At 71.0% G+C, this 23,318-nt stretch carries 18 protein-coding genes and 1 pseudogene; 8 read left to right on the top strand and 11 right to left on the bottom strand.

Annotated elements, in window-relative coordinates:
• Positions 1–169 precede the first annotated feature (169 nt).
• Positions 170–1,816, top strand: a complete 1,647-nt coding sequence (locus WMF22_RS22120; protein WP_438036931.1) for a cellulose binding domain-containing protein — start codon at positions 170–172, stop codon at positions 1,814–1,816.
• A gap of 297 nt (positions 1,817–2,113) precedes the next feature.
• Positions 2,114–3,133, top strand: a complete 1,020-nt coding sequence (locus WMF22_RS22115; RefSeq protein WP_438036930.1) for a glycoside hydrolase family 11 protein — start codon at positions 2,114–2,116, stop codon at positions 3,131–3,133.
• A gap of 87 nt (positions 3,134–3,220) precedes the next feature.
• Here WMF22_RS22115 and WMF22_RS22110 read toward each other — a convergent pair whose 3' ends face one another.
• Entirely contained in the window at positions 3,221–4,021 is an 801-nt protein-coding gene (locus WMF22_RS22110; RefSeq protein WP_437301013.1) for a DeoR/GlpR family DNA-binding transcription regulator, read from the bottom strand.
• Positions 4,022–4,211: 190 nt separating this feature from the next.
• On the opposite strand from WMF22_RS22110, the gene WMF22_RS22105 reads away from it, so the two are divergent.
• Positions 4,212–5,429, top strand: a complete 1,218-nt coding sequence (locus WMF22_RS22105; protein ID WP_438036929.1) for an MFS transporter — start codon at positions 4,212–4,214, stop codon at positions 5,427–5,429.
• 77 nt (positions 5,430–5,506) lie between these two features.
• Here the strand turns inward: WMF22_RS22105 and WMF22_RS22100 are convergent.
• From WMF22_RS22100 to WMF22_RS22090, 3 genes and pseudogenes are all read right to left on the bottom strand, one after another.
• Positions 5,507–5,707, bottom strand: a pseudogene (locus tag WMF22_RS22100) (SAM-dependent methyltransferase); the annotation flags it as partial.
• A 128-nt stretch (positions 5,708–5,835) separates the two neighbouring features.
• Positions 5,836–6,702: a hypothetical protein gene (locus WMF22_RS22095; protein ID WP_438036928.1), complete on the bottom strand. Its 867-nt coding sequence runs from the start codon at positions 6,700–6,702 to the stop codon at positions 5,836–5,838.
• A 659-nt stretch (positions 6,703–7,361) separates the two neighbouring features.
• On the bottom strand, positions 7,362–7,991 hold the full coding sequence (locus tag WMF22_RS22090) for a class I SAM-dependent methyltransferase (protein WP_438036927.1): 630 nt from the start codon (positions 7,989–7,991) through the stop codon (positions 7,362–7,364).
• Positions 7,992–8,118: 127 nt separating this feature from the next.
• Between WMF22_RS22090 and WMF22_RS22085 the strand changes: the two genes are divergently transcribed.
• The gene (locus tag WMF22_RS22085; protein ID WP_438036926.1) at positions 8,119–9,384 is read left to right on the top strand and encodes a sulfotransferase family protein; all 1,266 of its coding nucleotides are present in this window, start codon (positions 8,119–8,121) and stop codon (positions 9,382–9,384) included.
• A 30-nt stretch (positions 9,385–9,414) separates the two neighbouring features.
• On the opposite strand, the gene WMF22_RS22080 is transcribed toward WMF22_RS22085, so the two are convergent.
• Complete coding sequence (locus WMF22_RS22080) at positions 9,415–10,248, bottom strand: alpha/beta fold hydrolase (RefSeq protein ID WP_438036925.1); 834 nt, start codon at positions 10,246–10,248, stop codon at positions 9,415–9,417.
• Between the two features lie 430 nt (positions 10,249–10,678).
• Complete coding sequence (locus WMF22_RS22075; RefSeq protein ID WP_437301007.1) at positions 10,679–13,000, bottom strand: response regulator; 2,322 nt, start codon at positions 12,998–13,000, stop codon at positions 10,679–10,681.
• A gap of 984 nt (positions 13,001–13,984) precedes the next feature.
• Between WMF22_RS22075 and WMF22_RS22070 the strand changes: the two genes are divergently transcribed.
• The gene (locus WMF22_RS22070; RefSeq protein ID WP_438036924.1) at positions 13,985–15,454 is read left to right on the top strand and encodes a serine/threonine-protein kinase; all 1,470 of its coding nucleotides are present in this window, start codon (positions 13,985–13,987) and stop codon (positions 15,452–15,454) included.
• A gap of 15 nt (positions 15,455–15,469) precedes the next feature.
• Here WMF22_RS22070 and WMF22_RS22065 read toward each other — a convergent pair whose 3' ends face one another.
• Positions 15,470–16,285, bottom strand: coding sequence for a helix-turn-helix domain-containing protein (locus tag WMF22_RS22065; RefSeq protein WP_437301005.1), 816 nt, complete (start codon positions 16,283–16,285; stop codon positions 15,470–15,472).
• Between the two features lie 192 nt (positions 16,286–16,477).
• On the opposite strand from WMF22_RS22065, the gene WMF22_RS22060 reads away from it, so the two are divergent.
• Positions 16,478–16,876 carry a hypothetical protein gene (locus tag WMF22_RS22060; protein ID WP_438036923.1) on the top strand — a complete coding sequence of 133 codons (399 nt, stop codon included), beginning with the start codon at positions 16,478–16,480 and terminating at the stop codon, positions 16,874–16,876.
• Positions 16,877–16,882: 6 nt separating this feature from the next.
• Here WMF22_RS22060 and WMF22_RS22055 read toward each other — a convergent pair whose 3' ends face one another.
• The 4 genes from WMF22_RS22055 to WMF22_RS22040 all read right to left on the bottom strand — a co-directional run bounded on the left by WMF22_RS22055 (position 16,883) and on the right by WMF22_RS22040 (position 20,627).
• The gene (locus tag WMF22_RS22055; RefSeq protein ID WP_438036922.1) at positions 16,883–17,590 is read right to left on the bottom strand and encodes a DUF4336 domain-containing protein; all 708 of its coding nucleotides are present in this window, start codon (positions 17,588–17,590) and stop codon (positions 16,883–16,885) included.
• A 65-nt stretch (positions 17,591–17,655) separates the two neighbouring features.
• On the bottom strand, positions 17,656–18,261 hold the full coding sequence (gene gstA, locus WMF22_RS22050) for a glutathione transferase GstA (protein WP_438037275.1): 606 nt from the start codon (positions 18,259–18,261) through the stop codon (positions 17,656–17,658).
• A gap of 44 nt (positions 18,262–18,305) precedes the next feature.
• The gene (locus tag WMF22_RS22045) at positions 18,306–19,061 is read right to left on the bottom strand and encodes a Uma2 family endonuclease (RefSeq protein WP_438036921.1); all 756 of its coding nucleotides are present in this window, start codon (positions 19,059–19,061) and stop codon (positions 18,306–18,308) included.
• Between the two features lie 282 nt (positions 19,062–19,343).
• The gene (locus WMF22_RS22040) at positions 19,344–20,627 is read right to left on the bottom strand and encodes a formylglycine-generating enzyme family protein (RefSeq protein ID WP_438036920.1); all 1,284 of its coding nucleotides are present in this window, start codon (positions 20,625–20,627) and stop codon (positions 19,344–19,346) included.
• 434 nt (positions 20,628–21,061) lie between these two features.
• On the opposite strand from WMF22_RS22040, the gene WMF22_RS22035 reads away from it, so the two are divergent.
• A complete protein-coding gene (locus tag WMF22_RS22035) occupies positions 21,062–22,207 on the top strand; it encodes an acyl-CoA dehydrogenase family protein (RefSeq protein WP_438036919.1) in 1,146 nt (381 codons plus the stop codon).
• 156 nt (positions 22,208–22,363) lie between these two features.
• Positions 22,364–23,230: a hypothetical protein gene (locus tag WMF22_RS22030; protein ID WP_437300999.1), complete on the top strand. Its 867-nt coding sequence runs from the start codon at positions 22,364–22,366 to the stop codon at positions 23,228–23,230.
• Positions 23,231–23,318 lie beyond the last annotated feature (88 nt).

Below are 23,318 nucleotides of genomic sequence, written 5' to 3'. Positions count from 1 at the left end.
GCTCGACACGAGGCTCGGAGTCGACCGCGGCCCGGAGATGTCGCGCGACGCGGGCGTGAAAGGAGCACGATTGACGATCATGAACTCGAACTATCTACATGCTGTCGAGCAGATGAGATGGACTGGCCGGCGCACACGTGTGACGCTCCTCGAAAGGATGGCCGAGCTCTTGCGGGCTCGTGCCCTCCGCCTTGCGTGCTTGAGCATCTTCGTCGCGCTCTCGACATGCGGTCACTCGAGCGGTAGCTCCGCCGGAACGACCGACTTTACCGTTCAGTACAGCAACTATGACGCCGCCGCGCCGAACGACACCATCGTCGAGGCCGGGATAAAAATTCGCAACAACACCGCTGCCTCGATACCGCTGAGCAGCATCGTCGTGCGCTACTGGTTCACGAAGAACGGCGCGACGACGGTGACCCCGGCGTGCTGGTGGTGGAGCGCGGGCTGCGGCCGAATCACGCTGACGACCGGGACAGTGGCCTATACGGGCGCCGATCGCTACGTGCAGATCGGCTTCACCAGCGCCGCCGGAAGCCTGGCTCCGGGGGCGACGACCCAGCCGATCGACCTCGGGATCGAGTTCGACACGAACGTCGTCGAGACCGACGATTACTCGTATGGAAACCAGACGGCCTTCTCCAGCTTCAGCCGTATCACCGTGCACGACGCCGGCTCCGCGCCCACGGGCGGCCTGCGCAGCGGTACGCCGCCGAGCGGCGCTGTGTCGCCGCCTCCGGCGCCGATCTCCTTGACGGCGACGGCGTCGAGCGCAAGCGCGATCTCCCTGAGCTGGGCGGCGAGCAGCGGTGCGACGAGCTATGACGTCTACCGATCGACCACGTCGGGTTTCACGCCTGGCACGGGAAGCCGCATCGCCAGCGGCGTGACCTCGACCAGTTACAACAGCACCGGCCTGGCCGCGTCGACCACCTACTATTACAAGGTCACGGCCCTGAACGCGGGCGGTGCGTCTGCCGCCTCCAATCAGGCGAGCGCGACGACCCGGGCCGGCAGCGCGGTCACGGCCGAGTTCTTCGACGATTTCAGCTACAGCGGGACCAGCGACGCCAACTTCACGAGCTGGTGGTCGGTGCGGAGCTGGTCGGGGGCGCCAGGGGTGAGCGGTGCGTCGTGGCTGGAATCCAACGTTTCGCTGGTCGCTGACCCGCAGAGCTCCACGAACAAGCTGATGCGCCTCAAGGCGAGCACGAGCGGCACCGGACCGACCACCTCGCAGGCCGAGGTGATCACCCACGCGCAAAAGTTCCGCTTCGGCACCTACGCTGCCAGGGTCAAGTTCAGCGACACCCCGCTGTCCGGCACGCGTTTCTACGCCGACAAGCCCGTCGAGACCTTCTTCACCTTGACCGAATGGGCTGTCGGCGACCCGGACTACTCGGAGCAGGATTTCGAGTACATGCCCAACGGCGGCTGGGGCCAGGGCGACACGAACACGATGTGGCTGACCTCGTGGGAGACGTCGGACGTGAACGTCTCGAGCTCGGTCTCCGCGAACTTCAACGGATTTCACACCCTCGTTCTCCAGGTTACCAGCACGTCCATCAGCTATTACATCGATGGGGTGCATCGCGCGACGCACGGTTCCATGTACGTTCCGGAGGTGGATCAGTTCATCTTCTTCAACCTCTGGTACGATGAGCTCGATGCCGCAAAGGGCAGCTCGCGGACATACCACGAGGACGTCGACTGGGTCTATTTCGCCGAGGACGCGACCCTGTCGTCGGCCGAGGTCGACGCGAAGATTGCTAACTTCCGCTCTTCGTCGATCTCCCGTCGAGACACGGTGCCTTAGACCGGAGATCACCTTCCTCGGATGCAGGCCCGCCTCGGCGTTCTCGGTGCTCGGCGTACACGAGCCTCAGGACCCTGGTTGTCTCACCTGGATGGCCGAACGGGTTCTGCAGATCGCGGGAGGGCCTGTCGAGCTGGCGCTCGACGCCGCGCCGGTGAGCTTGTCGAGCAGCGCATGGAACGGGATGTTTGCGCGGGTCTGGAAACTTCTGCCCGATGCGGCGAGCCGACGTCGAGCTCTCCTTCCAGCGGTTCGCCTCCCTTGATCACCCCGTGCAACCCCTGGCATGCTCCAACCATGAAGGTTCTCGCTCCGTCCCGTTGGTCGTTGGGTACCCTCGCCGCTTGCCTCGCTGCCGCGGCTTTCACGGGCTGTTCCGGCTCGGGGGAAGGGAAGGACGACGGCGGGAGCGGCGGATCGATCGCGGGATCCACCGGCGCGAGCGGAGGCGGTGGTCAACCGGGCGCCGGGGGCGCGGACGCTACCTCCGCTACCGGAGGCGTCACGGGGAGCGGCGGCGCGAGCAGCAGCAGCAGCAGCGGGCTCCCTGGTGCGGGCGGAGCGACGGGTGGAGGTGGCTCCCCCGGCGACGGCGGCGGGTCCACCGGCGAAGGCGGGTCCACGGGCAGCGGCGCGACCACCTGCCCGCCGGCGACCCCCCTGACCGGAGGCAGGGAGTATTGCTCGAACAGCAAAGGCAATGCGGGCAATGGTTACGGTTATGAGCTCTGGGCGGAGGGAAGCGGGACGGGCTGCATGACCGTGCACGGCGTCGACGCCGCGTTCAGCGCGGAATGGAGCAACGTCGAGGATTTCCTTGCGCGCGTCGGGCTCGACTTCAACCAGACCCGGAAACACGCCCAGATCGGCACCTTCTCGGCGGAATTCGCGCATACCAAGACGGAGGAGGACGGCGGCTTGACGTACATCGGTATCTACGGCTGGACGGTCAACCCGCTGCGCGAGTTCTACATCCTCGACGACTGGGGGAGCGTGAAGCCGGCAGGGTTTTCTTCCGACGGGACGCCACGCGACGAGGTCGGCACGCTCACCGCCGATGGCGAGACCTACGACGTGTGGAAGAAGACCCGCGTGAACAAGCCGGCCATCACGGGGGATAGCGAGACGTTCGATCAGTATTTCAGCATCCGGCGGACGGCTCGCACGTGCGGCACCATCTCCGTTTCCGAACACTTCACCAAGTGGGAAGCGCTCGGCCTTCCCCTGGGGAACCTGCACGAGGTCAAGCTGCTGGTCGAGTCCCAGAACAACAGCGGGACGATCAAGTTCACGACGGCGAAGGTCGTCGTGAAGTGAGCGGAGGCGTCCAGACACATCGAGCTCGGCATGGCCAGCGCGAGCCTGCGCCTCCTGGAGTCATGGCAGGCTCTCTGACCCGCTGGTTCAGGCCGGCTCCGCCTCGAGGTCCTGCGTGACGGTGACGCCCGCGGCCCGGTAGGGCGCGAGCGCCTCCTGCGACACGCCGCGCTCGGTGAACAGCCATGTGAGCTCGCTCAGCGGCGCGACAACGTACGGCGACACGGTGCCCAGCTTGTCCGCGGTCACCAGCGCGACGACCTCGGCCGAGGCCTCCACCATCGCCCGCTTCACGTACGACTCGTCCAGGTCCAGCGTGGTGACGCCGAACGTGGGATCGAGCGTGCACACCCCCAGGTAGCAGAGGTCCGCCCGGATCTGGCGCACCCCCGCAATGGTCACCCCGTCGGCGGCGGCCAGCGGGTCCTTGCGCACGCGCCCGCCCAGCAGGACCAGCTCCACCCGCGGGTGCTCCGAGAGCGCGATGGCGACAGGAGGGCTGTTGGTCACGACCGTCGCCTCGAGATCGCGCGGGAGGTGGCGCGCCACGGCCACGTTGGTCGTCCCGCTGTCGATGAACACGACCTGACCCCGCTTGATCAAGGTCGCCGCGGCCCGCGCGAGCTCCTCCTTGGCCTTCGGCCGCTCCCGCTCGCGCGCAGGAAAGCTCGGGTTCACCCGCGAGACAGGCAGGCCGCCGCCGTGAACCCGCTGCAAGAGCCCCTCGTTCGCCATCTCGCGCAGATCGCGCCGGATCGTGTCCTCCGAGACCCCGAAGGCACGGCTCAGCTCTGCCGCCACCACCTTCCCGTCACGTTCCAGCACCGCGAGAATATGCTGGCGCCGCTCTGCCACCATCAGGCCGGAGGTGTCTGCGTTGTTTTGCACGATCGTTCCTGTTTGTGCACGAAGTTGCTTGCTCCGGTCCCGTCCGGCCCCATGATCTTTCCCTGATGTTCACGAAAATGCACGAACCTTCCGGGGAGCCTCCAACTTTCAACGCCGTCCTCCGGACGGCCTTCCCCGGGCCGCGGCTGTGCGCCAGCGGCTCGCCTGGTCCAGCGCGGGGGGTGCCGTGATGGGCGTCCCCCTCTCGCCCGTCGATGACGTCGCGCGCGCTCGGCGCGCCGTCTCGGTCATGTTCGTGGCGAACGGCATCGCCTTCGCGTCCTGGGCCGCGCGTGTCCCTGCGGTCCGCGAGCGGATCGGGCTGCGCGACGGCCTGCTCGGCCTCGCCCTCCTCGGCCTCGCCTGCGGCGCGATGCTCGCTTTCCGCGCCGCCGGGCCGCTCGTCGCCCGCTTCGGGAGCCGCCGCATCACCCGGGTCTCGGCCGTGCTCCTGTGCGCGGCGCTGCCCCTGCCCGCGCTCGCCCCTTCCTTCGCCGCGCTCGTCGCGGCCCTCCTGCTGCTCGGCGTGTGCAACGGCCTCATGGACGTCGCGATGAACGCGCAGGCCGTCGAGGTCGAGCGGCGCTCCGGCCGGCCGATCCTCGCCTCGGTGCACGGCATGTTCAGCCTCGGCGGGCTGATCGGGGCGGCCCTTGGCGCGCTCGGGGCCGACAGGGCGCTGTCGCCCGCGGCGCACCTCGCCGCCGTCGCCGCCGTGCTCGCCGCGGCCGTCGCGCGCGAGGGCGGGGCGCTCTCGGCCGACGCGCGCCCCGAGCCCGCGGCCGAGGCCGGCCCCGGGACCGCACGCTCGACAGGGCTCCTCCTGCTCGGCCTCGTCGCGTTCTGCTCGTCCGTGGGTGAAGGCGCGATGGCCAACTGGTCGGCCGTCTACCTCCGCGACGAGCTCCACACCACCGCGGCCTTCGCGGCGACCGGCTACGCCGCGTTCTCGCTGGCGATGCTCGTCGGGCGGTTCTCCGGGGACGGGCTGACGCAGCGGTTCGGCGCCGATCGGGTCGTGCGCGCGGCCGGGGTCGTCGTCGCGGGCGGGCTCGGCGCGGCGCTGCTCGCCAACGCCCCCGTCGCCATGCTGCTGGGGTTCGGGTGCGTGGGCGCCGGCCTGTCCGTCGTGGTGCCGCTGGTCTTCCGCGCCGGGGCGAGCGCCCCCGGCGTCGCGCCCGGCAAGGCGCTGGCGACGCTCGCCACCCTGTCGTACGGCGGCTTTCTCGTCGGCCCTCCGGCCATCGGCCTTGTCTCCGACCGCCTCACCCTGCGCGGCGGCCTCGCGCTCGTCGTGGCGCTGGCCCTCGTGATCGTCGCGCTGGGCCCGGCGGTCATCCGCGGGCCCGCGCCCCGCGCCCCCGCCGCCCGCACGCCCGCGCGCCCGCAGGTGATCAGGGCGCACTGACCGCGGGCACCGGCGGGTCTCCGCCCGCTTCGGGGCGATTGACCGCAAGCTGGCTGCAAGCTGCTCGCGCCGAGGGCTCAGCGCTTGCGCCACACCGTCGCCAGCCAGGGCTGCTGCTCGCGCGGCCGGCCCGCCGGTCGATAGTAGTGCTCGATCTCCTCGAACCCGGCGGCGGTCACGTGCTCCCGCCACCGCTCGAGCGACCAGTAGCAACCGTACCGGTCGCCCGACCACCCCTCCGGATCGTCGCCGCGCGGGTTCGAGCAGAAGAGGACGCCGCGATGCGTCGACCCGGGTCGGGGGCAATGCGTCGACCCGGGTCGGGTAGCAGGTCGCACCACAGGCGCTCACGGCGGGCGCCCAGGCGACCCGCTGACGGAGGGATTCGTCGACCGTCGTGCGGGATCTACTGGATGCACATGACGTGGGCCGTCTTGCCGTTGCTCACGGTCACCTTCCACCAGTGGGTCCCGGGGTCATAGGTGACGAAGACGCCGTCGTCCCAGGAGTTGGTCCGGAAGCGCCCACCGACGCCCGTGAGGAAGCATTGCGTTCCGAGGGGGCTCGTGCCGTGGTCGATTGCCTGGACGAGGTTGTGCGTGGCCGTGCCGGAGCTCGGCGCAATAAGTGTCCAGCCCCCGATGCCGGTGCCGGGGCTAACGTCCACGCAGTTGGCCCAGCCTATGGCGTTCCCGGTGCCGCCGAGGTACCAGTTGGTGCCGTCGTTCCAGACCTGCACGCTGTCGCCGGAGGCCTGCCATTCGTCGATCCCGTAGTTCATCACTTGCGTTAGGCCACACCGCCGGTTGGCAGTGACCGGCGCCAGGACCTTCGCCGCCTCTCCGGAACTCCAATCGACCTCCGTCGTCCTGTTCGCGATGCTGGGAACGCAGAGGGTGGTCGCCTTGACCTTGGTGTCATCGTCTTCGCCCCTCGTGGACAGTAACCAGCGGCCGTTGTGGTCGTGGTTGAGGACCCCCGCCTGGGCGGTGAAGAAGCCGGGGCCGTCGGACTTGAGGTTACCGGCGACCCCGGAGAGGAAGCAGGTCATATCGGCGTTCGATGCGAGGTCCCATGACAGCAAATCGTGACCTTCCGTCGCCCGCGACCAGCCCCAGTAGCCGCTGAATGCCTGCTCGGCCGTGCCGACCAGCTCGTCGTCCACCAGCTCGTCGCCCGCCTGTTCACCCGTGGCTGCTACGCAGCTGATTCCCATGAGCAGGACAGGGAGCATGCACGAGAGCTTCCAGAGTTTGTGCGATATGTTCTTCATATGTATTCCATCGATAGGGGTCGTACTGCTCCGACGGCGCTTCAGAACTGATCCATGCAGCGGCGCTTTCGTGGTCCGCGCCCGAGCGTGCAGCGATATTCGATCGAACCGTGGGCCACGGTCCCGCAACGCGTGGATCAGGTGAAGAGCATTGCTGAAGGGACAAAGCAAAAGGCGCGCCAGCTCTGGCGTCCCGGGGTGCTCGCATGCGCAGCAGCGCCAAACTCGGGGCACCGCGGCGCCAAACGTTCGCAACTACAGCGCCTGCAGAGCGAGAGGGCTGCTGCGCCACGCGTCGCCAGGCGGAGCTGTATTGAAAATCTCTGCTGGACTGTAGCGCGTGTCACGGTGCGGCCGTGACATGTCACGTGACATGTCACGGTGCGGCCGTGACATGTCACGTGACATGTCACGGCGAAGCCGGCGGCGATCCAATCCAGATCACGTGAGCGGCAGTCGTTCCTGGGGAGTCGGCCGGGCTACTCGCGCACGATCCGGACGCTGGCGTCGGCGGCCCGTGCGTCGCTGGACCGCGGCTGCCGCGGCGGGCGGGTCAGCGCGACGTGACGGTCCGCGCCCTGGTGAGCTGCATGATGGAAAGTCAAGCGGCTCGCGACGGGGGTCGTGGCCTGCTGCGTCCCTGGACCACCCCCGAGGGCTCAGCGCTTGCGCCACACCGTCGCCAGCCAGGGCTGCTGCTCGCGCGGCCGGCCCGCCGGTCGATAGTAGTGCTCGATCTCCTCGAACCCGGCGGCTGTCACGAGCTCCCGCCACCGCTCGAGCGACCAGTAACAACCGTACCGATCGCCAGACCACCCCTCCCGATCGTCGCCGCGCGGGTTCGAGCAGAAGAGGACGCCGCGCGGCCGGAGCGCGGCGTGGAGCTCGCGGAGCACGCGCGGCAGCTCCTTGCTCGGCACGTGGAACAGCGACGCGTTGGCGAATATCCCGTCGAAGCGCTCCGCTCCGAGATCGAGGTGCAGGAAGTCCTGGTGGAGCACCTCGCAGCCCGCGTGTCGCCGCGCCATCTCGACGAACCGCGCGGACCCGTCGAGGCCGACCGGGGTGTGCCCCGCGTCCCGGAACGCCGCGAGATCGCGCCCGGGGCCACAGCCGAGATCGAGGATCGTGAACGGGCCTGCCCCCTCCAGGGCCGCGAGCAGCGCGGCGCGGTTCTGCGAGACGTCGTGATCGCGCGTGCCCTCCCAGAACGACAGGGCGTGATCGTCGTAGTGAGCCAGGGTCCTCTCGGTGAGCGCGGAGTGCCGGGGGGCGCCGTCGTCGTGCATGGCGGCAGTGTGGGCCGGGAGCGCCCCGCGGAAAAGGACGGCGAGGCGCTCGTGGTGGGGCCGCCGTCCGGCCCGCCCGTTCGGCGCTATCCCTCCGTGCGGCGCGCGCCTACCCTGAGGCTGGCGCATGCACCGACCCACCCGATCGACCCCTCCTCCGTACCGCGTGTCGCTGCCGTTCCGCGCGCTCAACGCGGCCGGGGCGCGGATGGGGCGCTCGGCCCTGCGCGCGCTCGCTCCCCTGGACGTCGATGTCCTGTTCGAGCGCGCCCGGCGGCATACGGGCCTGACCGATCCCGGCGAGGGCTGGTTCTGGGAGGGGCTGCGGATCCTCTCCGCCTCGCTCGAGGACGAGGCCGATCTGGCCCTGCTCGGGAGGCTCGGCTTCGGCGACGAGATCGAGCGGCAGATCGCGAATCGCCTGCTGCTGCGCGAGGACGTGCGGCGCGAGCCGCGGATCGCCGAGCAGCGCACGCCGCGCCCGGTCTTCATCGTCGGCTATCCGCGGACCGGCACGACGCTGCTGCACAACCTGATGATCCTGCACCCGGACGCGCACGCGCCGCGCCTCTGGCGGCTCCAGGCGCCGTCGCCGCCGGTCCGCCCCGAGGACGAGGCCGGCGATCCCCGGCGCGCGGCGGCGAGGCGCCGCGTCCGCTTCGCGCACGCCGTCTGTCCGATCTTTGCCACCATCCACGAGCTTTCCGCGGACGGCCCGGAAGAGTGCGTGTTCCTGATGCAGAACACCCTTCTCCCCTGTGTCCGCGCCGAGACGCCGTCGTACCGGAGGTGGGCGCTCGCGCAGGACCTCGTCCCGGACTACCAGCATCACCGCCGCCAGCTGCAGGTCTTGCAATGGGGGCGCCCCGAGGGGCGCTGGGTGCTCAAGTCTCCCTTCCACCTGCCGTCGATCGCCGCGCTCCTGCAGGTGTATCCGGACGCGTGCGTCGTGATGACGCACCGCGATCCGCTCCGGGTCGTCCCGTCGTTCTGCAGCCTCGTCGCGGCCGCGCGCGCGATGCACCAGCGGCGGGTCGAGCCGCGCGCGGTCGGCCCGGGGGCCCTCGAGCTGCTCGGCGCCATGATGGACCGCTTCCTCGAGGCCCGCGCGCGGCTCGATCCGGCGCGGTTCATCGACGCGAGCTACGAGGAGCTGACCGCGGATCCCGCCGGGCTGGTGCGGCGCATCCACGAGCGCTTCGGCCTCGGGTTCGACGGCGCCGTCGCCGCGCGGATCGAGGGGTGGATGCGCGAGCACCCGCAGCACCGCTGCGGGGTCCATCGCTACGTCCTCGACGAGTTCGGGCTCACCGAGCGGGAGGTGCTGGACCGGTTCGGGGGTTACCTGGAGCGGTTCGGCGAGCTCGCCGCGGGGAAGCGGGGGCGGAGCTGAGCCAGAGAGCGGGAGCGCCGTAGTCCGGGCTCAGGCGGCGTCGAGCCAGGCCTCGAGCTCGGCGGCGAACGCCGCCGGCGCGTCGAGCATCAGCCAGTGGCTGGTCTCCGGCAGCACGACCGCCGTGAGCGCGGGCCTCAGCGCGTGCAGGCTTTGCGGCCATGCGTTCGAGGGGGCGAGGATGGCGTGGGCGCGGGCGCCCGGGGCGGCGAGGTAGCGGTCCAGCGCGTTCACCGCCTGGAACTCCAGCAAATGCCGGGACATGCCGAGCATCCGGTCGTGCGGCGTGGCGGCGACGCGCGCCAGCACCGTCTCCCGGGTCGCGGGCGTGCTGCCCGCGAGCGCCTCGCTGAAGGTGGCCACGGCGGTGTCACGCCAGCCGTCCGCCGCGAGGGCGGCGAGGTAGGGCGGGAAGTGCTGCGCCTGGACCTCCGCCGGGATCTGCGTGAAATCCCGGGGCGGGTCTGCGAGCAGGAGGCGCGCGACCCGCTCCGGGTGGTCGGCCGCGGCGGCGAGCGCCACGAGCGCGCCGTAGCTGTGGCCGACGAGCGCCACGCGGGGGAGCGCCAGGGCGTCGAGGACCGCGAGCACGTCGGCCGCGCACGCGGAGGGAGCGTAGTCCGCGTCGGGCGGGGGCTCCGACGCGCCGTGCCCCCGGAGGTCGATGGCCACCGCGCGCCGCCGGCCGGCGACGTGCGCGAGCGGCGCCTCCCAGAAGCCGGCGTGGCCGACCATCCCGTGCACGAGCACGAGCGGCGGCGCCTCGCGCGAGGAACCGGCGCCTGCGTCGGGGCGGGGGACGGCGGCCGGATGATCGACGATGTGGAGCGCGCCCGCAGGGCCCGCGACGGTCAGGGAAGGCATGGGCGTCTGCTACCTCGGTGTGTATTGCCGCGTGAAGGAGCCGTATTGCGCTGCGAGGACGGAGCGTAGGCGAGGTGCCTGTTCGAAGCAAAGGGGCTCGCCCAGGAGCGCGTCGCCGTGGGCTACACGCAGGTCGATGTCCTCGGAGCCGAGGAGAGCCGGTCGCCGAGCCGATACGGCTCCTTCAGGAGCACGTGTTCGAGGTGAACGACATGCCTGTTGACGATCGGGCTCCCGCAGAGCGCCCCACAGAGCGTCTTCTCGCTCTTTTCCACGAGACCCTGAGTTGGCCCGCCGTCCGCTCCCGGCACCAGGGGGAGGGCTCGAGTTCGTCCCAGGTCCCACGCGACGGACACCCTCTCCGGGGGCCGGACGGCCTGGCGGCGCCCCATCCACCCGGACGCGAGCGTGCCTGTACGGCCGCGAGCCGCTACGCCTCCGCGCGGTGCAGCTTCTGGACGAACGCCGCGAGCCCCGGCGGCGACGACGTGAAGTGGATGCGCACGACGTCCTCGGCGCGCGCGTCGAGCTCGATCACCTTCGCGTGCAGCTCGCCGCCGAGCTGCTCGGCGAGCGGGCCGGACGGGTGGATCTGGAGGTTCGTGAAGGGCGCGGGCCGGGGATGGATCCGCAGCACGGCGCCGAAGGGCGAGAGCCCGAGGATGAAGGCGGACTGCGGCTCGCCCTCGACCCGCTTGCCCGCGAGGCGCGCGCACACGACCGGCAGCGGCGTCGAGAGCGAGAGGATCTCGACCCGCCGCTCGGGCAGGTAGAGCCGCTCGGGGTTGTCGAGGCCCAGGACCTCGTGGACCAGCACACGGTTCGAGAACCCCTTGACGGCCAGCGCGTGGCTCTGGCCGAGCAGGAGCCCCGCGCCGGCGGCGCGGCGCGTGGTGTCCGCGATCAGGATCTGGCGGCCCACCGTGCACGACTCGATGCGGGACGTCAGGTTCACCTGCGCGCCGACGACGCCGTATTTCGTGCGCGCCTCGGAGCCGATGTTGCCGACGACGACGGGGCCGGTGTTGAGCGCGATGCCCATCTGCAGCGTCGGCAGGCCCTCGGCGCTGTTCTTCTCGTTCACCGCGTCCATCGCGATCTGCATCTCCAGCGCGCAGGCGACCGCGCGGCGGGTGTCGTCGCCCGCAGGGAACGGGGCGCCGAAGAGCGCGAGTATCGCGTCGCCGATGAACTCGATGATCGTGCCGCCGCGCGCGACGATGATGCGCGCCATCTCGCCGAGGTAGCCGTTCAGGAGCCGCATGACGACGTCGGGCGGCATGCTCTCGGTCATCGTCGTGAAGCTGCGGAGGTCCGTCATCATGATGGTCACCTCGCGCTCCTCGCCGCCGAGGAGCTGGGCCTCGGGCGAGGAGAGCAGGCGGTTCACCACGTCGTCGCTCAGGTAGCGGCCGAACGTCTTGCGGATGAACTCGCTCTTGACCGACAGCTCCGCCGCGAGCTGCGAGAGCTGCTCGCGCGAGCGCTTCAGCGTGAGCTGCGTGTCGAGCCGCCCGAGCAGGATGTCGAAGTCGATCGGCTTCGTCACATGGTCGTTGGCGCCGAGCTTGAGCGACTCGACGACGTCCTCGCTCGCGCCGCGCGTCGTCACCATGATCACGGGGAGCTCGGCCTGCGACCGGCTCTGCCGCAGCGCGGAGAGCACGCCGAGGCCGCTGATGCCGGGCATGTTCACGTCGAGCAGCACGGCGTCGAAGCGCTCGCGCGCGGCGAGCCCGAGCGCGCGTGGTCCGTCCTCGGCGGAAGCGGTGCGGTAGCCGTTGTTCTGCAGCACCCGGCAGAGGACGTCGCGGTTGCCTCGGCTGTCGTCGACCACGAGGATGGTGCCGCGCCCGCTGCCCTCGATCTCGGCGTGGATCGCGGGCTCCTCGTGCGGGGAGGGGATGCTGACCTTCACGCTCGAGGGCGCGTCCTCGTCGCCGTTCTCCATCGCCTGCACGATGGTGAGCAGCTTGCGCGACGCGAGCTCGATGTTGCGGATGTCCTCGATGTGCTGCGGCGCGACCTTGCCCTGCAGCGACGCCACGAGCAGGCGCGTGTAGCCGAGGATCTGGTTGATGGGCGTGTACGGGTCGTGGCCCCCGCCGTGCGGCTCGTGGAGCCGCTGCGGCTCGCGCCCCGCGGTCGGCCGGGCCGGCGGCGCGGGCTGATGCGCGGCGGGCAGCCCGCCGGTCGCCGTGCGCCTGGCCGGCGACGACGCCGGCGCGTGGCCACGGCCGGCGTCGTCGTGGCGCGAGCCCTCCGGGACGCGCGAGCTCGGCGGCTCGGGCGGCTGGGTCGCGGGCGCCGCGGGGGAGCCCTCGGGCGGGTCCCACCGGTCGAACGGATCCTGCAAGGTGTAGCCGCTGCGCGCCGCGGCCGCGGGCGCAGCCGCCGGCCGCTCTCGCCAGCCGCGCGCCTCCTGCGACGCATAGGCGCCGTGCGGAGAGAGCGGGACGCTCGGCCGATCTCTCCGCACGCGCGCGTCGGCCGGGAAGTGGCTGCCGCGCGCCGGGGGCGGCGCGTGCTGCTGAGGAGGCGGGAGGGTGCTGCCCCCGCGGTTCGATGCGGGCGCCGGCGGCAGGGCGCTGCCGTTGCCGGCGCTGTTGCGCGTCGGAGGCGGCGCTGACGGCAGGGCGGTGCTGCTAGCGCTGGCGCGCGACGGGATCGTCTCCGGCGGAGTCCCTCGCGACGGCACGGGGCTGACCGTTGCCTTTTTGTGCGCGTCCTTGTCGGAGGGGGATCGGCTCATGGTTCCGGCGATTCTACGCCTGCGCGCGTAGACGCAACCATGGATGACACCCGCGCTTCATTTTTTATCGCACCCCTACGCCTCGGCTTCAGCCTCGGCGCGGGTGGATTTCCTCCGCCGGCGTACGCGCGAGCCGCGGGTGTCCAGGCCGTCCTCGGGCGGGTGAACTCTTTCAGTGAGCCGGCATCCAGAAGACGAGAGGCTTCAATCCCTCTCTTTAAAAGACAACCCGCCTGTCGCGGCGCGTGATCCGAGGAAGCGCGAGCGCACCGGGCGGGTGGAGCTCTGGACAGGCCTGCCCTCCGATGTCGGACGATGCCGGCACCCCAATGGGTCTCGCCCCGTCCTCGTGACTCCCGCGCTGGATGAGGACACGAGCGCCGTCGTCCTTGCCGCCCGGAAGGTGGTTGTGAAGGCAAAATGAAAGACTTTTTTCGAAGTCAAGAGGTGATGAGCCCTCGCGCGCCCCGGTGGGGCTCATCTGGCGTCGCGAGGTGAGCCCATGGATGAAGCCGCCGCGGATCGCGCGCCATGGCCGTACGACAGGCACGCTTGTTCCCGGGCTCCCCACCTGATCTTCAGGTGGCCTACCTTCAACTCCGTTGTTCAGCGTCACCGCTCGCGACGACGGGTGCTTTCGGCCGGCCGGACGGCCCTGGCGCTCGGCATGCGCTCATGCGCCGACACCGGCGCACGGTGGATGTCCGTCCACGTGGCCGTGCCTCACAGGAGTGCTCCGTGGCCCCTGCGCTCCTGGGGGATGTAAGTGACGGGTTGGCTTCAATGTGCGCGGGTGCGCGACACGCGCGCAGAGGTGACTGACGCAACCGGCGCGACCGACGTGGCGGAGAGCACTTTGTTTCTCTTGCAGAGGTATTGAAGGCGTCGTAGTGATCTATTTACGCCATTCGGGCGAGTCTTCGGCTGGAGCTGACGGAACCACCGGCTCGGGCCTGTGCGAGTGCGAGAAGGAGTAGCAGAGGTATGCCCCTGCACACCGGACAGATGGTGACGCCTTCGCTGAGGCTCGTGCGCATCCTCCGGCGCGGCGGGATGGGGAGCATCTGGGTTGCCGATCGGCTTCCGCTGAAGGCCCAGGTCGCCGTGAAGTTCATGTCGCCCGAGTACGTGGATGACCCGGGCTACGTCGAGCGGTTCCGGCGAGAGGCGGTCGCTGCGGCGCAGATCACGAGCCCGCACGTCGCGCAGGTCCTCGATCACGGCTTGACGGCGGAGGGCATGCCGTACATCGCGATGGAGCTCCTCCGCGGCGACGACCTGAGGACCCGTATCAGCCGCCAGGGCCGGCTGCCGCTCGGCGAGGTGGCGCGTATCGTGGCGCAGACGGCCAAGGCGCTCGGGCAGGCGCACCGCCTCGGCATCGTCCACCGCGACATCAAGCCGGACAACCTGTTCCTCACCCAGGTGGATGGGGAGACCTTCGTCAAGGTGCTTGACTTCGGTATCGCCAAGCGGGTCCGGGACCTGCGGGTCACCTCGACGGGGAACGTGGTCGGGACGCCGCTGTACATGAGCCCGGAGCAGCTCGTCAGCCCGAGGGATCTCGATTTCCGTGCGGATCTCTGGTCGCTCGGCGTCGTCGCCTACCACGCGATGACGGGGCGGACCCCGTTCTCCGGAGAGACGCTCGCGGCGCTCACGCTCGCCGTGCACAGGGGGCGGTTCACGCCCGCCAGCGCGCACCGGATCGACGTGCCGGCCGCCGTCGACGAGTGGATGGCGAGGGCCCTGCAGCAGGATCCGAGCGCGCGCTTCGGGTCGGCGAAGGAGATGGCAGAGGCGCTGGAGCGTGCGCTTTCGTCGCGCAAGTGGGGCACCGAGACGCCGGCTCCGGCGGCCGGGGACGCGGCTGCGGAGAGCGTGGTCGAGGCGCCGCCCGTGAGCTCGCAGGACGGCGTGGTCACCCGGCGCAACCCTGTCATGACGTCCCCGTCGATACCGGTCGTGGAGGCGGATCTCTGCGAGGACGACGGCGGCGATGGCACGACGGCGGTCCTTGGCGCGGCGTCGAGCCGAAAGAAGCGCAAGAGGCCCTCCGCGCGGCTCGCGGCGGTCGCCGCGATCGGCGCCGTGCTGGCCGGCGCCTGCCTGTTCTTCGGCGTCCGGTTCGCCGCGCCCGCTGCCGATAGCGCCGCGCTCGCCGCCGTCGCCCCCCGCGCGGGGCTGGCGAGCTCGACCGAGTCGACGCTCCTCGCCAGCGTCGTGGAGGCACCCCGGCCGCTGCTCGCGCCGGAGCTCCAGGAGCCCGTCCAGGCCGCTGCGGCGCAGCCCGAGAGCGCGCCCACCAGCGAGGCCTCGCGGTCGACGACGAAGAAGAAGCCCTCCGCGCGCCCCACGCGATCCCCCGGGCGGACCAAGACCGTCCCGTCCACCGGGCGGCACACCCGGCGCATCAAGCCTTTTCCCCGCAACGACATCGCGATGCACCGGTAGCGCTCCCGGCGCTGCTCATCGCGATGCACGGGCAGGCGCCGTCGCGCGCAGCGCCTCCGCGGTCGCCTGGTCGGCGGGGAAGAACGACTCGACCGCGAGCTCGGACAGGGTGACGTCGATCGGCGTGCCGAAGACCATCGTCGTGCTGAGGAAGCTCAGGATACCGCCCTCCGTCCTGAGCCTGAGCGGCACCGCGACGGCGACCGGGGCGGGCTCGCGGGCGGGCTCAGGGCGCCCCGATCCTTCCTGCGATGGATAGCGGATGAGCTCCTCGTAGAGCGTCACGAGGGCGGGATCGGAGCTCACGTCGATCTGACGGCGCAGGCGGGCGAGGAGGTGCGCGCGCCACTCGGGTGAGTTCTCGATGCGCGGCGCGAGGCCGCCTGGGTGCAGGCTCAGGCGCAGCACGTTGATCGGGGGCTGGAGGAGGGCGGCGTCGGCGCCAGCCAGCAATGGGCCGATCGCGCCGTTCGCGGCGACGAGGGTCCAGTGCCGATCGATGGCGACCGCCGGATAGGGCTCGTGGCCGGCGAGCACCAGATCGACCGCCCTGCGCGCCGCCGCGAGCGCCGGATCGCCGAGGCTGCGCTCCGGATAGAGCGGCGCGTACCCCGCCGCCACGAGGAGCTGGTTGCGATCGCGCAACGGCACATCGAGGCGCTCGGCCAGATGGATCACCATCTCGCGGCTCGGCTGCGCGCGGCCGGTCTCGAGGAAGCTCAGGTGGCGTGTCGAGATGTCGGCCTCGCAGGCGAGGTCGAGCTGGCTCATTCGACGGCGCTGACGCCACGCGCGCAGGAGACCCCCGATCGGCGGGTGTGAGCTCGTCATCGCGCGTCGACCCTAGCACGCCGGAAAATGACGCCCATTACCTGGGAGGTAATCGATCCCATGCCGAGGGCGCCCCAAGGTGAGCGGCGTCAGGGGCGCTGCGGACACCCGGCGCGCCACGCGCGTCCGATGTCGAGCGGTCCCGCCCACCGAGGGGCGATGAGCCCCCGACCGCAACGAAAGGAGCCCACCATGTCGTTCGTGATCTCTCCTCGCTTCCTGCGCCGCGCCCTCCTCGCCGACGCGGTCCTCAGCGGCGCTACCGGCCTCCTCATGCTCGCGGCCGCGGCGCCCCTCGCCGGCCCGACCGGCCTCCCCGAGGCGCTGTTCCGATGGGCCGGCGCGAGCCTGCTCCCGTTCGCGGCGCTCGTCGCGTGGCTCGGCACGCGCGAGCGTCCGGCGCGGGGGGCCGTCGTCGCCGTGGTCGTCGCGAACGCGCTCTGGGTCGTCGACAGCGCGCTCCTCCTCGCGCTCGGCTGGTTCGAGCCGACGGCGCTCGGCCATGCGTTCGTCGCGGCGCAGGCGCTCGCCGTCGCGCTCTTCGCGGAGGCGCAGGTCATCGGGCTGCGCCGCGCGCAGGCGGCCGCCTGAGAGCCCTCATCTCGCCGGCAGGAGCCGGCCAGCCCCCGCGCCGATCCACGCGAGCGCGCGGCGCGTCCGGTCCTTCGCCTCGCCTTCGATGACGTCGCCGTGGGCGACGACGACGCGCTCGAACTCCCACGCGAGGACGTCGGCGACGCTGCGCGCCGCCGCGGCGCGGTCCCTCATGAGCACGCGCCACACGTGGTCCTGGGCGGTCTTCCTCCACACGCCGCCCACCCAGAGGAAGACCTTCATGGCGAAGCTGCGGGCCTCATGCACGTTGAAGAGGAGATCCGTCACGATGAGCGTCCGCGACCGCGCGTGCAGGAACACGTGCTCCGCGATGTACGGCACGCCCTCGACGAGCCGTATGCCGAGATCGTCGCCGATCTCCGGCGCCACGCCGGATCGGGGCAGCGGGGTGAAGCGGAGACCGGACAGCTTCTTCTCGAGTCCGGGCGCCCCGAGCACGCTCGCGCGCGGCCAGCGCTCGGTCGCGGCCCTCAAGAAGACGTGGTGGAGGCAGCTCGGGGCGACGAGGGCGCGCACCTCGCCGAGCGCGTCGATCTCCCGGGCGGTGTGGTCATCGAACGCCAGCGGCGCGTGGATGACGATCCCGCCGTCGGCCCGCCTCACGACGGTCGCGCGCGCCGGCAGATCTCCGAACGGCAGCCGGAAGTCCCTCTCGTACGCCCACACCTCCTCGGCGATCGCCCGCAGCATGCCGTCATGCAAAGCCGCGCGTGATCGTGGTGTCAAGGCGTGTACCCCAGGGACTCGAAGGAGGCCTATCGCCTCCGCTCGGCCTCGACGGCGGCCTGCACCGCAGGGCGGGCGCCCACGCGCTCCCTGTAGCGGCCGAGGACGGGCCATCCGCCGAGATCGACGCCCGCGAACCTCGTCCACGTCGTCACGGTATAGAGGTACGCGTCCGCCACCGTGAACCGCTCGCCGAGGAGGTACGTCGTGCGCTCGAGGTGGTGCGCCACGTGGGCGAAGCGCCGGCCGAGCAGCGCCCTCGCCGCGTTCTTCTGCTCGTCCGGCGCCCGCGGCTTGAAGAGCGGCGAGAACTGCTTGTGCAGCTCGGTGCTGATGAAGCTCAGCCACTCCTGCAGCCGGTAGCGGTCCAGGGTGCCGGCCGGGGGCGCGAGCCCGGACTCGGGCCTCCGATCGGCGATGTACTGGACGATCACCGGCCCCTCGGTGAGCACCTCGCCGCCCTCGATCTCGAGCGCGGGCACGTAGCCCTTGGGGTTGATCAAGGTGAAGTCGGCGCCCGACCGGGTCTTCTTCGTGCCGAGGTGGACCTGCTCGAGCTCGAACTGGAGGCCGGCCTCGCGCAGCGCGATGTGCGGAGAGAGCGAGCAGGCGCCAGGGCTGAAATAGAGCTTCATCATGCGCTTCACAGGAGGAGCGAGAGGAGCGCGGGCGCCGATCGCTACTTCAGCGTGTCGGGATCGACGCCGAGCTCCCGGAGCCTCGCTGCCAGCCGCATCGCCTGCTGCTCGGCGGACTCGGCGCGCTGCTCGGCGGACTCGGCGCGCTGCTCGGCGGACTCGGCGCGCCGCTCGGCGGACGCGGCCCGTTTCGCGAGCTCCTTTCCAGCGGGCACGAGCTCTCCCTCGGGGGTGAAGAAGCGGAGCTGTCCCTCCTCGACGCCAAGGAAGAGCTCGAGCTGAGCGCTCCAGAGGCGTCCGGAAGCATCGGGGGAGAGCGGCTCGTAGTGCCCGTCGACGAGGTGGAAGCCCGAGAGCTCGAGCGTCTCCGGATGGAACCAGAAGTAGTCCGGCGTCCGGAAGACGTCCTGGTAAATCTGCTTCTTGAGGCCGCGATCGGCGCCCTCGGTGCTCTCCGAGAGCACCTCCACGATCACGTTCGGGTACCGGCCGTCTTCTTCCCAGACGACCCAGCTCTTGCGTGGCCTCCGCTCGGTGCCGAGCACGACGAAGAAATCCGGGCCCCGGAAGTGCTCGGTCTTGAGCTGCCTGGGGCTGAAGTAGATGGTCAGGTTCCCCGCGGCGAAGAAGTCGGACCGGTCCTTCCAGAAGAGCTCCAGGCTCTCGAGCAGCACGATCATCTGGACGAGGTGCTGGTAGGTCTCCATCGGCGGCTCGTTGCTGTACAGATCGCCCGGCGGAGCGACGACGCTCGGGTCGACGATCTCCGCCGGCATCGCGAAGGCGAGGGACGTCATGTCGGGAGCCTGCCGGAGGATCCACCTCGCAGCAAGGTCCGCGGCGCACCTCGACGTGTCCGCGTAGCCGCTCGACAGCTTGCGGATCCCGGCAGGTGATCGTTTCGAAATCCACCCTTCTGTGGCGTCCCCGCCACAGGGTGCCTCGTGTTCGTCCTGCTCGGCCAGCGCAGCGTCCGTCGCTGCCGCACGCCGGCGCGTGATGGCACCGCGCACCGCGCGCTCGAGCTCAGCTCGCTCGCGTCCGGTCGCACGATGGCCGCCCTCGGCGACGGCTCGGCGCTACGGCGTGCGCGCGCAGCGCACGCCGACGCCGTAGTCGCCGCGATAGTTCGCCGGATCGTAGGAGACCGCCGAGCGATTCGACGACAGGAGGTAAGGCATCAACCCCGTGTGAAAGCCGCCGCCCGGCAGCACCCGGTTCGTGGCGCCGGTGAGGTTCGCGCAGTCCTCGCAGGGGCTCACGTAGTTCGCGTAGACGTCGAGGTTCCACTCCCACACGCTGCCCGAGAGATCCCACTGTCCATAGCGCCCGACGCCGAGCGGCGTGCTCCCGACGTCCGGCACATTCACGACGCCCGTACAACCGCCTCGCCTGCCGCTCGGATAGTAGCAATCGTAGATCGCGTACTGGTTGCCAGAGCCGGGATCCATCGAGCCCCAGGGGTACATGCGCTGCTCGTCTCCACCGGCGGTCGCGTATTTCCATTCGGCTTCGGTCGGCAGAAAGCCGCCGTCCCAGATGCAGAAGGCGTGGGCCTCGTACCAGTTCATGAACGTGAGCGGCAGCATCTCGTTGTCGCCGGCGTTCGCCGTCCAGGTGCCGTACACGGTGGGGGTCAGGTTCTTGGTCCACGTGGCTGCCGCGCCCGGGCCCGTCGGAATGTACCTGTCCCAGCTCGAGTTCCACCCGGACTCGAAGCTTCCGCGCTTCGCGCTGTCGGCCACGCCCTGGCCATCGTTCAAATGCGTGTGTTTGCCGCTGCCCGCCGCGGGCGGGGAGCCGCCGGCGACCAGGTAATCGACGTACTGCCGGAAGCGGCCCACGGTCATCTCGTATTTGTCCAGGCGAAACGAGCTCACCGTCGCGGGATCCCTCGTGTTGGTCGCTCCGCTGCCGTTGTTGCTGTACGTTCGATAGAACGTGCCGCCCGTGACCAGCAGGCTCGTGCAGCAGCTCTCGTTGCCGTCCGGGCCGCACGTCGAGAGCCCAGGTCCGTCGGGCGCGCAGCTCGGCGGCTCGTCGACGTTCGCGCTGCCGCCGGAGCCACCGCTCCCACCGCTCCCGGCCGAGGCCGAGCCGCTGCCCTGACCGCTCGTGCTGTTGCCGCCGCTGGATGTGCCCGCGCCTCCGCCGCTGCTGCTCGTGGCGCCGCCGCCGCTCGTGGCGCCGCCGCCGCTCGTGGCGCCGCCGCCGCTCGTGGCGCCGCCGCCGCCCGCGTCACCGGCGCTCGAGGCATCGGTGTCGTCGCTGCCGCACGCCGCAGCGCCAAGCGCGAGGGCGAGCGCGGCGCACCACGCACCGTGCCGTTGCCGCCCGCGTTCATGGAGCGCGGCGGCTCCCACGTAGGAAGCCAGTGCGCGCGTTGCGCGGCGAGCCGCCGCGTCGCATCGGAGCTGCATTGTCTGTTGCCTGCGGAGCATACGTGGAAAGTACTCCACTCGAGCTATCATGTATCCACAGAAATCGGAGACAGCTACGCTCAGGAAGTGTTGTTGTAAATTTGCTGTCTTATGCGTTGACTTCAACCATTTGCCGACACATCGATCGAAGATCTGCGCGCCGCCATTGGCTCGTGTTCATCGCTCGAAGCGTGCAGCTGGGACCATTTTATCGCGTGGGTGCACAAGGCTCGTCGCCGAGCTTCGGGTATACTGGAGCGACCGGAACCATGGTTCGGGGCTGCAGCCTCCAGCATATGGAGGCGCGCGGCGCCGCCGGCGCCCCGCTGGGTCGGGGCGCTGGGTCGCGTCGCCGCCGCGGCCTACACTCCCTTCGCATGTCCCCCGGATCGCCCACGCCGCCCGCCACCGCCGGCTCCACCGCGCTGATCGAGCGCGCCCGCCGGCTCGCGGCGCTCGTGCTCGCCCCTTCGGCCAACGCCACGGATCAGGCCGCGGCGGTTCCCCGAGAGCACATCCGCGCGCTCGCGGACGCAGGTCTCCTCGGGATCGCGACGCCCGCATGCTACGGCGGCCACGGCGCCCCGCCGCAGGTCGCGCGCGAGGTCCTGGAGATCCTCGCGGGCGCCTGCGGTGTGACGGCGTTCGTCCACATGCAGCACGCCGCCGCGTGCCCGCTCATCGCGCGCGGCGACAACGAGGCGCTCAAGGAGCGCGTCCTGCCTCGTTTCGCCTCGGGAGAGCGCTTTTGCACCGTGGGCTTCTCGCACGTCCGCCGCCCGGGCCCGCCGATGGTCAGGGTCGAGCCCGACGGCGGCCGGTTTCGCTTCGAGGGCGCCGTGCCCTGGTTGACCGGCCATGGGATCGCCGACGATGCGGTCATCGCCGGCGCGCTCCCCGACGGCCGCCTGGTGTACGTCCTGACGTCGCTGGAGGCGGGGGATTCCATCGAGGCATCGCCGCCGCTCCGCCTGAGCGCGATGAACGCCTCGGCCACGGTGTCGCTGACGCTGCGCGATCTGCGCGTCGGGCCCGAGCAGGTGATCGCCATCCTGACGCGCGAGCAGCAGGCCGCCCGCGACGTGGCGGGCCTGCTCACGCCCTCGGTGCTCTCCCTGGGCGCGGCCGGCGCCGCCGCGGCCCTGCTCGCGGACCTGGCGGAGCGCCGCGGCAGCGCGCGCCTGGCGGGCGCCGCGCGGGCGTTCGAGGACGAGAGGCAGGCCGCCCGCGCCGAGGTCGATGCATGGGCGGACCGGCCGGAGGCGGAGGGCCATGCAGAGCACGCGGTCCGCGTTCGGGCCTGGTGCATCGATCTGGGCGTCAGGGCCGCGCACGCGGCGGTCGCTGCGACCGGCGGCAGCGCCAACCTCCTCGACCACGCCGCGCAGCGCCTCTTCCGCGAGGCGATGCTCTATTCGCTCACGGCCCAGACGCGCGACCTGCAGATCGCGACGGTGGAGCGGCTGCTCGAACGGGCGACCCGGCCCCAGGTCGGGGTAACGCCCGCGTCGACGGTGCGATGACGGTCGGCGAGGTGGGGATGCGGCGTCACCGAGGGCCTCCTCAAAAACGTTGCAGTCTCTCCCGAGGCGCTCCATGGCTGAGTCTGGATGGCGGGTCAGAGCAGGAGCGCGCCCCCGCCGCCCTCGCCGGGCGTCCTCGGCGCCCCTGGAGGCCGCATGAACCGCCCGACGCCCCCCGTTCCCTGGTCCCCGCCCCTCTGGCTGACGCCCGACAGGATCGTGCTCGCCGCGGTCGTCGCACTCGCGGCGGCGGCGGCGCTGCCCGCGGTCCAGGGGATCCCGACAGCGCGCCACAAGATCGAGGTCCAGCCGGGTGCCGTCGCGGTGGTGGCCCTCTCGACGGCGTTGCTCAGCTTGATCCTGGTCCGCTTCGCGCTGCGCGCGACGACCGCCCGAGTCGCGTCGCTGCGGTGCGTCTGGGGCGGCGCGCTCGCTGGTGCGCTCAACGCCGGCCTGTCGCTCGCGGGCATGGGCGTCATCAGGCACGGAGATATGGGCAGCGCCCTCTGGGAGTTCGTTGGGGGCTCCCTGTTCGGCAGCATCTTCGGGGGGCCGCTCGGCTTCGTCTTCGGGGCCTCGTACGCCGTCGTCGTCGTGAGCGCCGTGCGCGCGCGGCTGGATCCTTCGCACGACGGCCCCGATCGGGTGCTCACGACCGTGGGCGTGTGGCTCTTCCTCGGGGGAGCGTGCGCGGAGCTCGCCCGACAGGGGGTACCCGTGGCGGTGTCGCCGTCGCGCCTTGCCGTCCTCGGGCTTGGGCTGGCCGCGCTCGGCGCGGCGCGGCGGTACGCCCGACGGGCATGGCTGGCGCGCGTGGCCGCAGGCGTCGAGCCCGCGTGGCAGCTCGACGTGCTCCGCGGTGAAGAGCAGGGGGCGGGGCTCCTGCCGCTCATCCGGCCCGGTGGGCGGCTCCAGGACGGCGTGCTGCTGTACAGGGCGCCTGGGCACGATCGGTACCGCAGCGTCGCGCCGAGCACGCCGGCTGCGCTCACCACCCTTCCAGAGGCTCGCTCAGCAGGCTGAGGGCGACCCGACCCAGGTTGGCGACCGGACCCAAGGTCAGGGCGACCTGGAGGCTCACTCCCTCCCACCCTGGGCATCGTCCCCCGAC

This window comes from Sorangium sp. So ce204, assembly GCF_051526795.1.
Classification (GTDB): domain Bacteria; phylum Myxococcota_A; class Polyangia; order Polyangiales; family Polyangiaceae; genus Sorangium; species Sorangium cellulosum_B.
The sequence above is the reverse complement of the archived record's forward strand: the minus strand, read 5'-3'. Positions and strand labels throughout refer to the sequence as shown.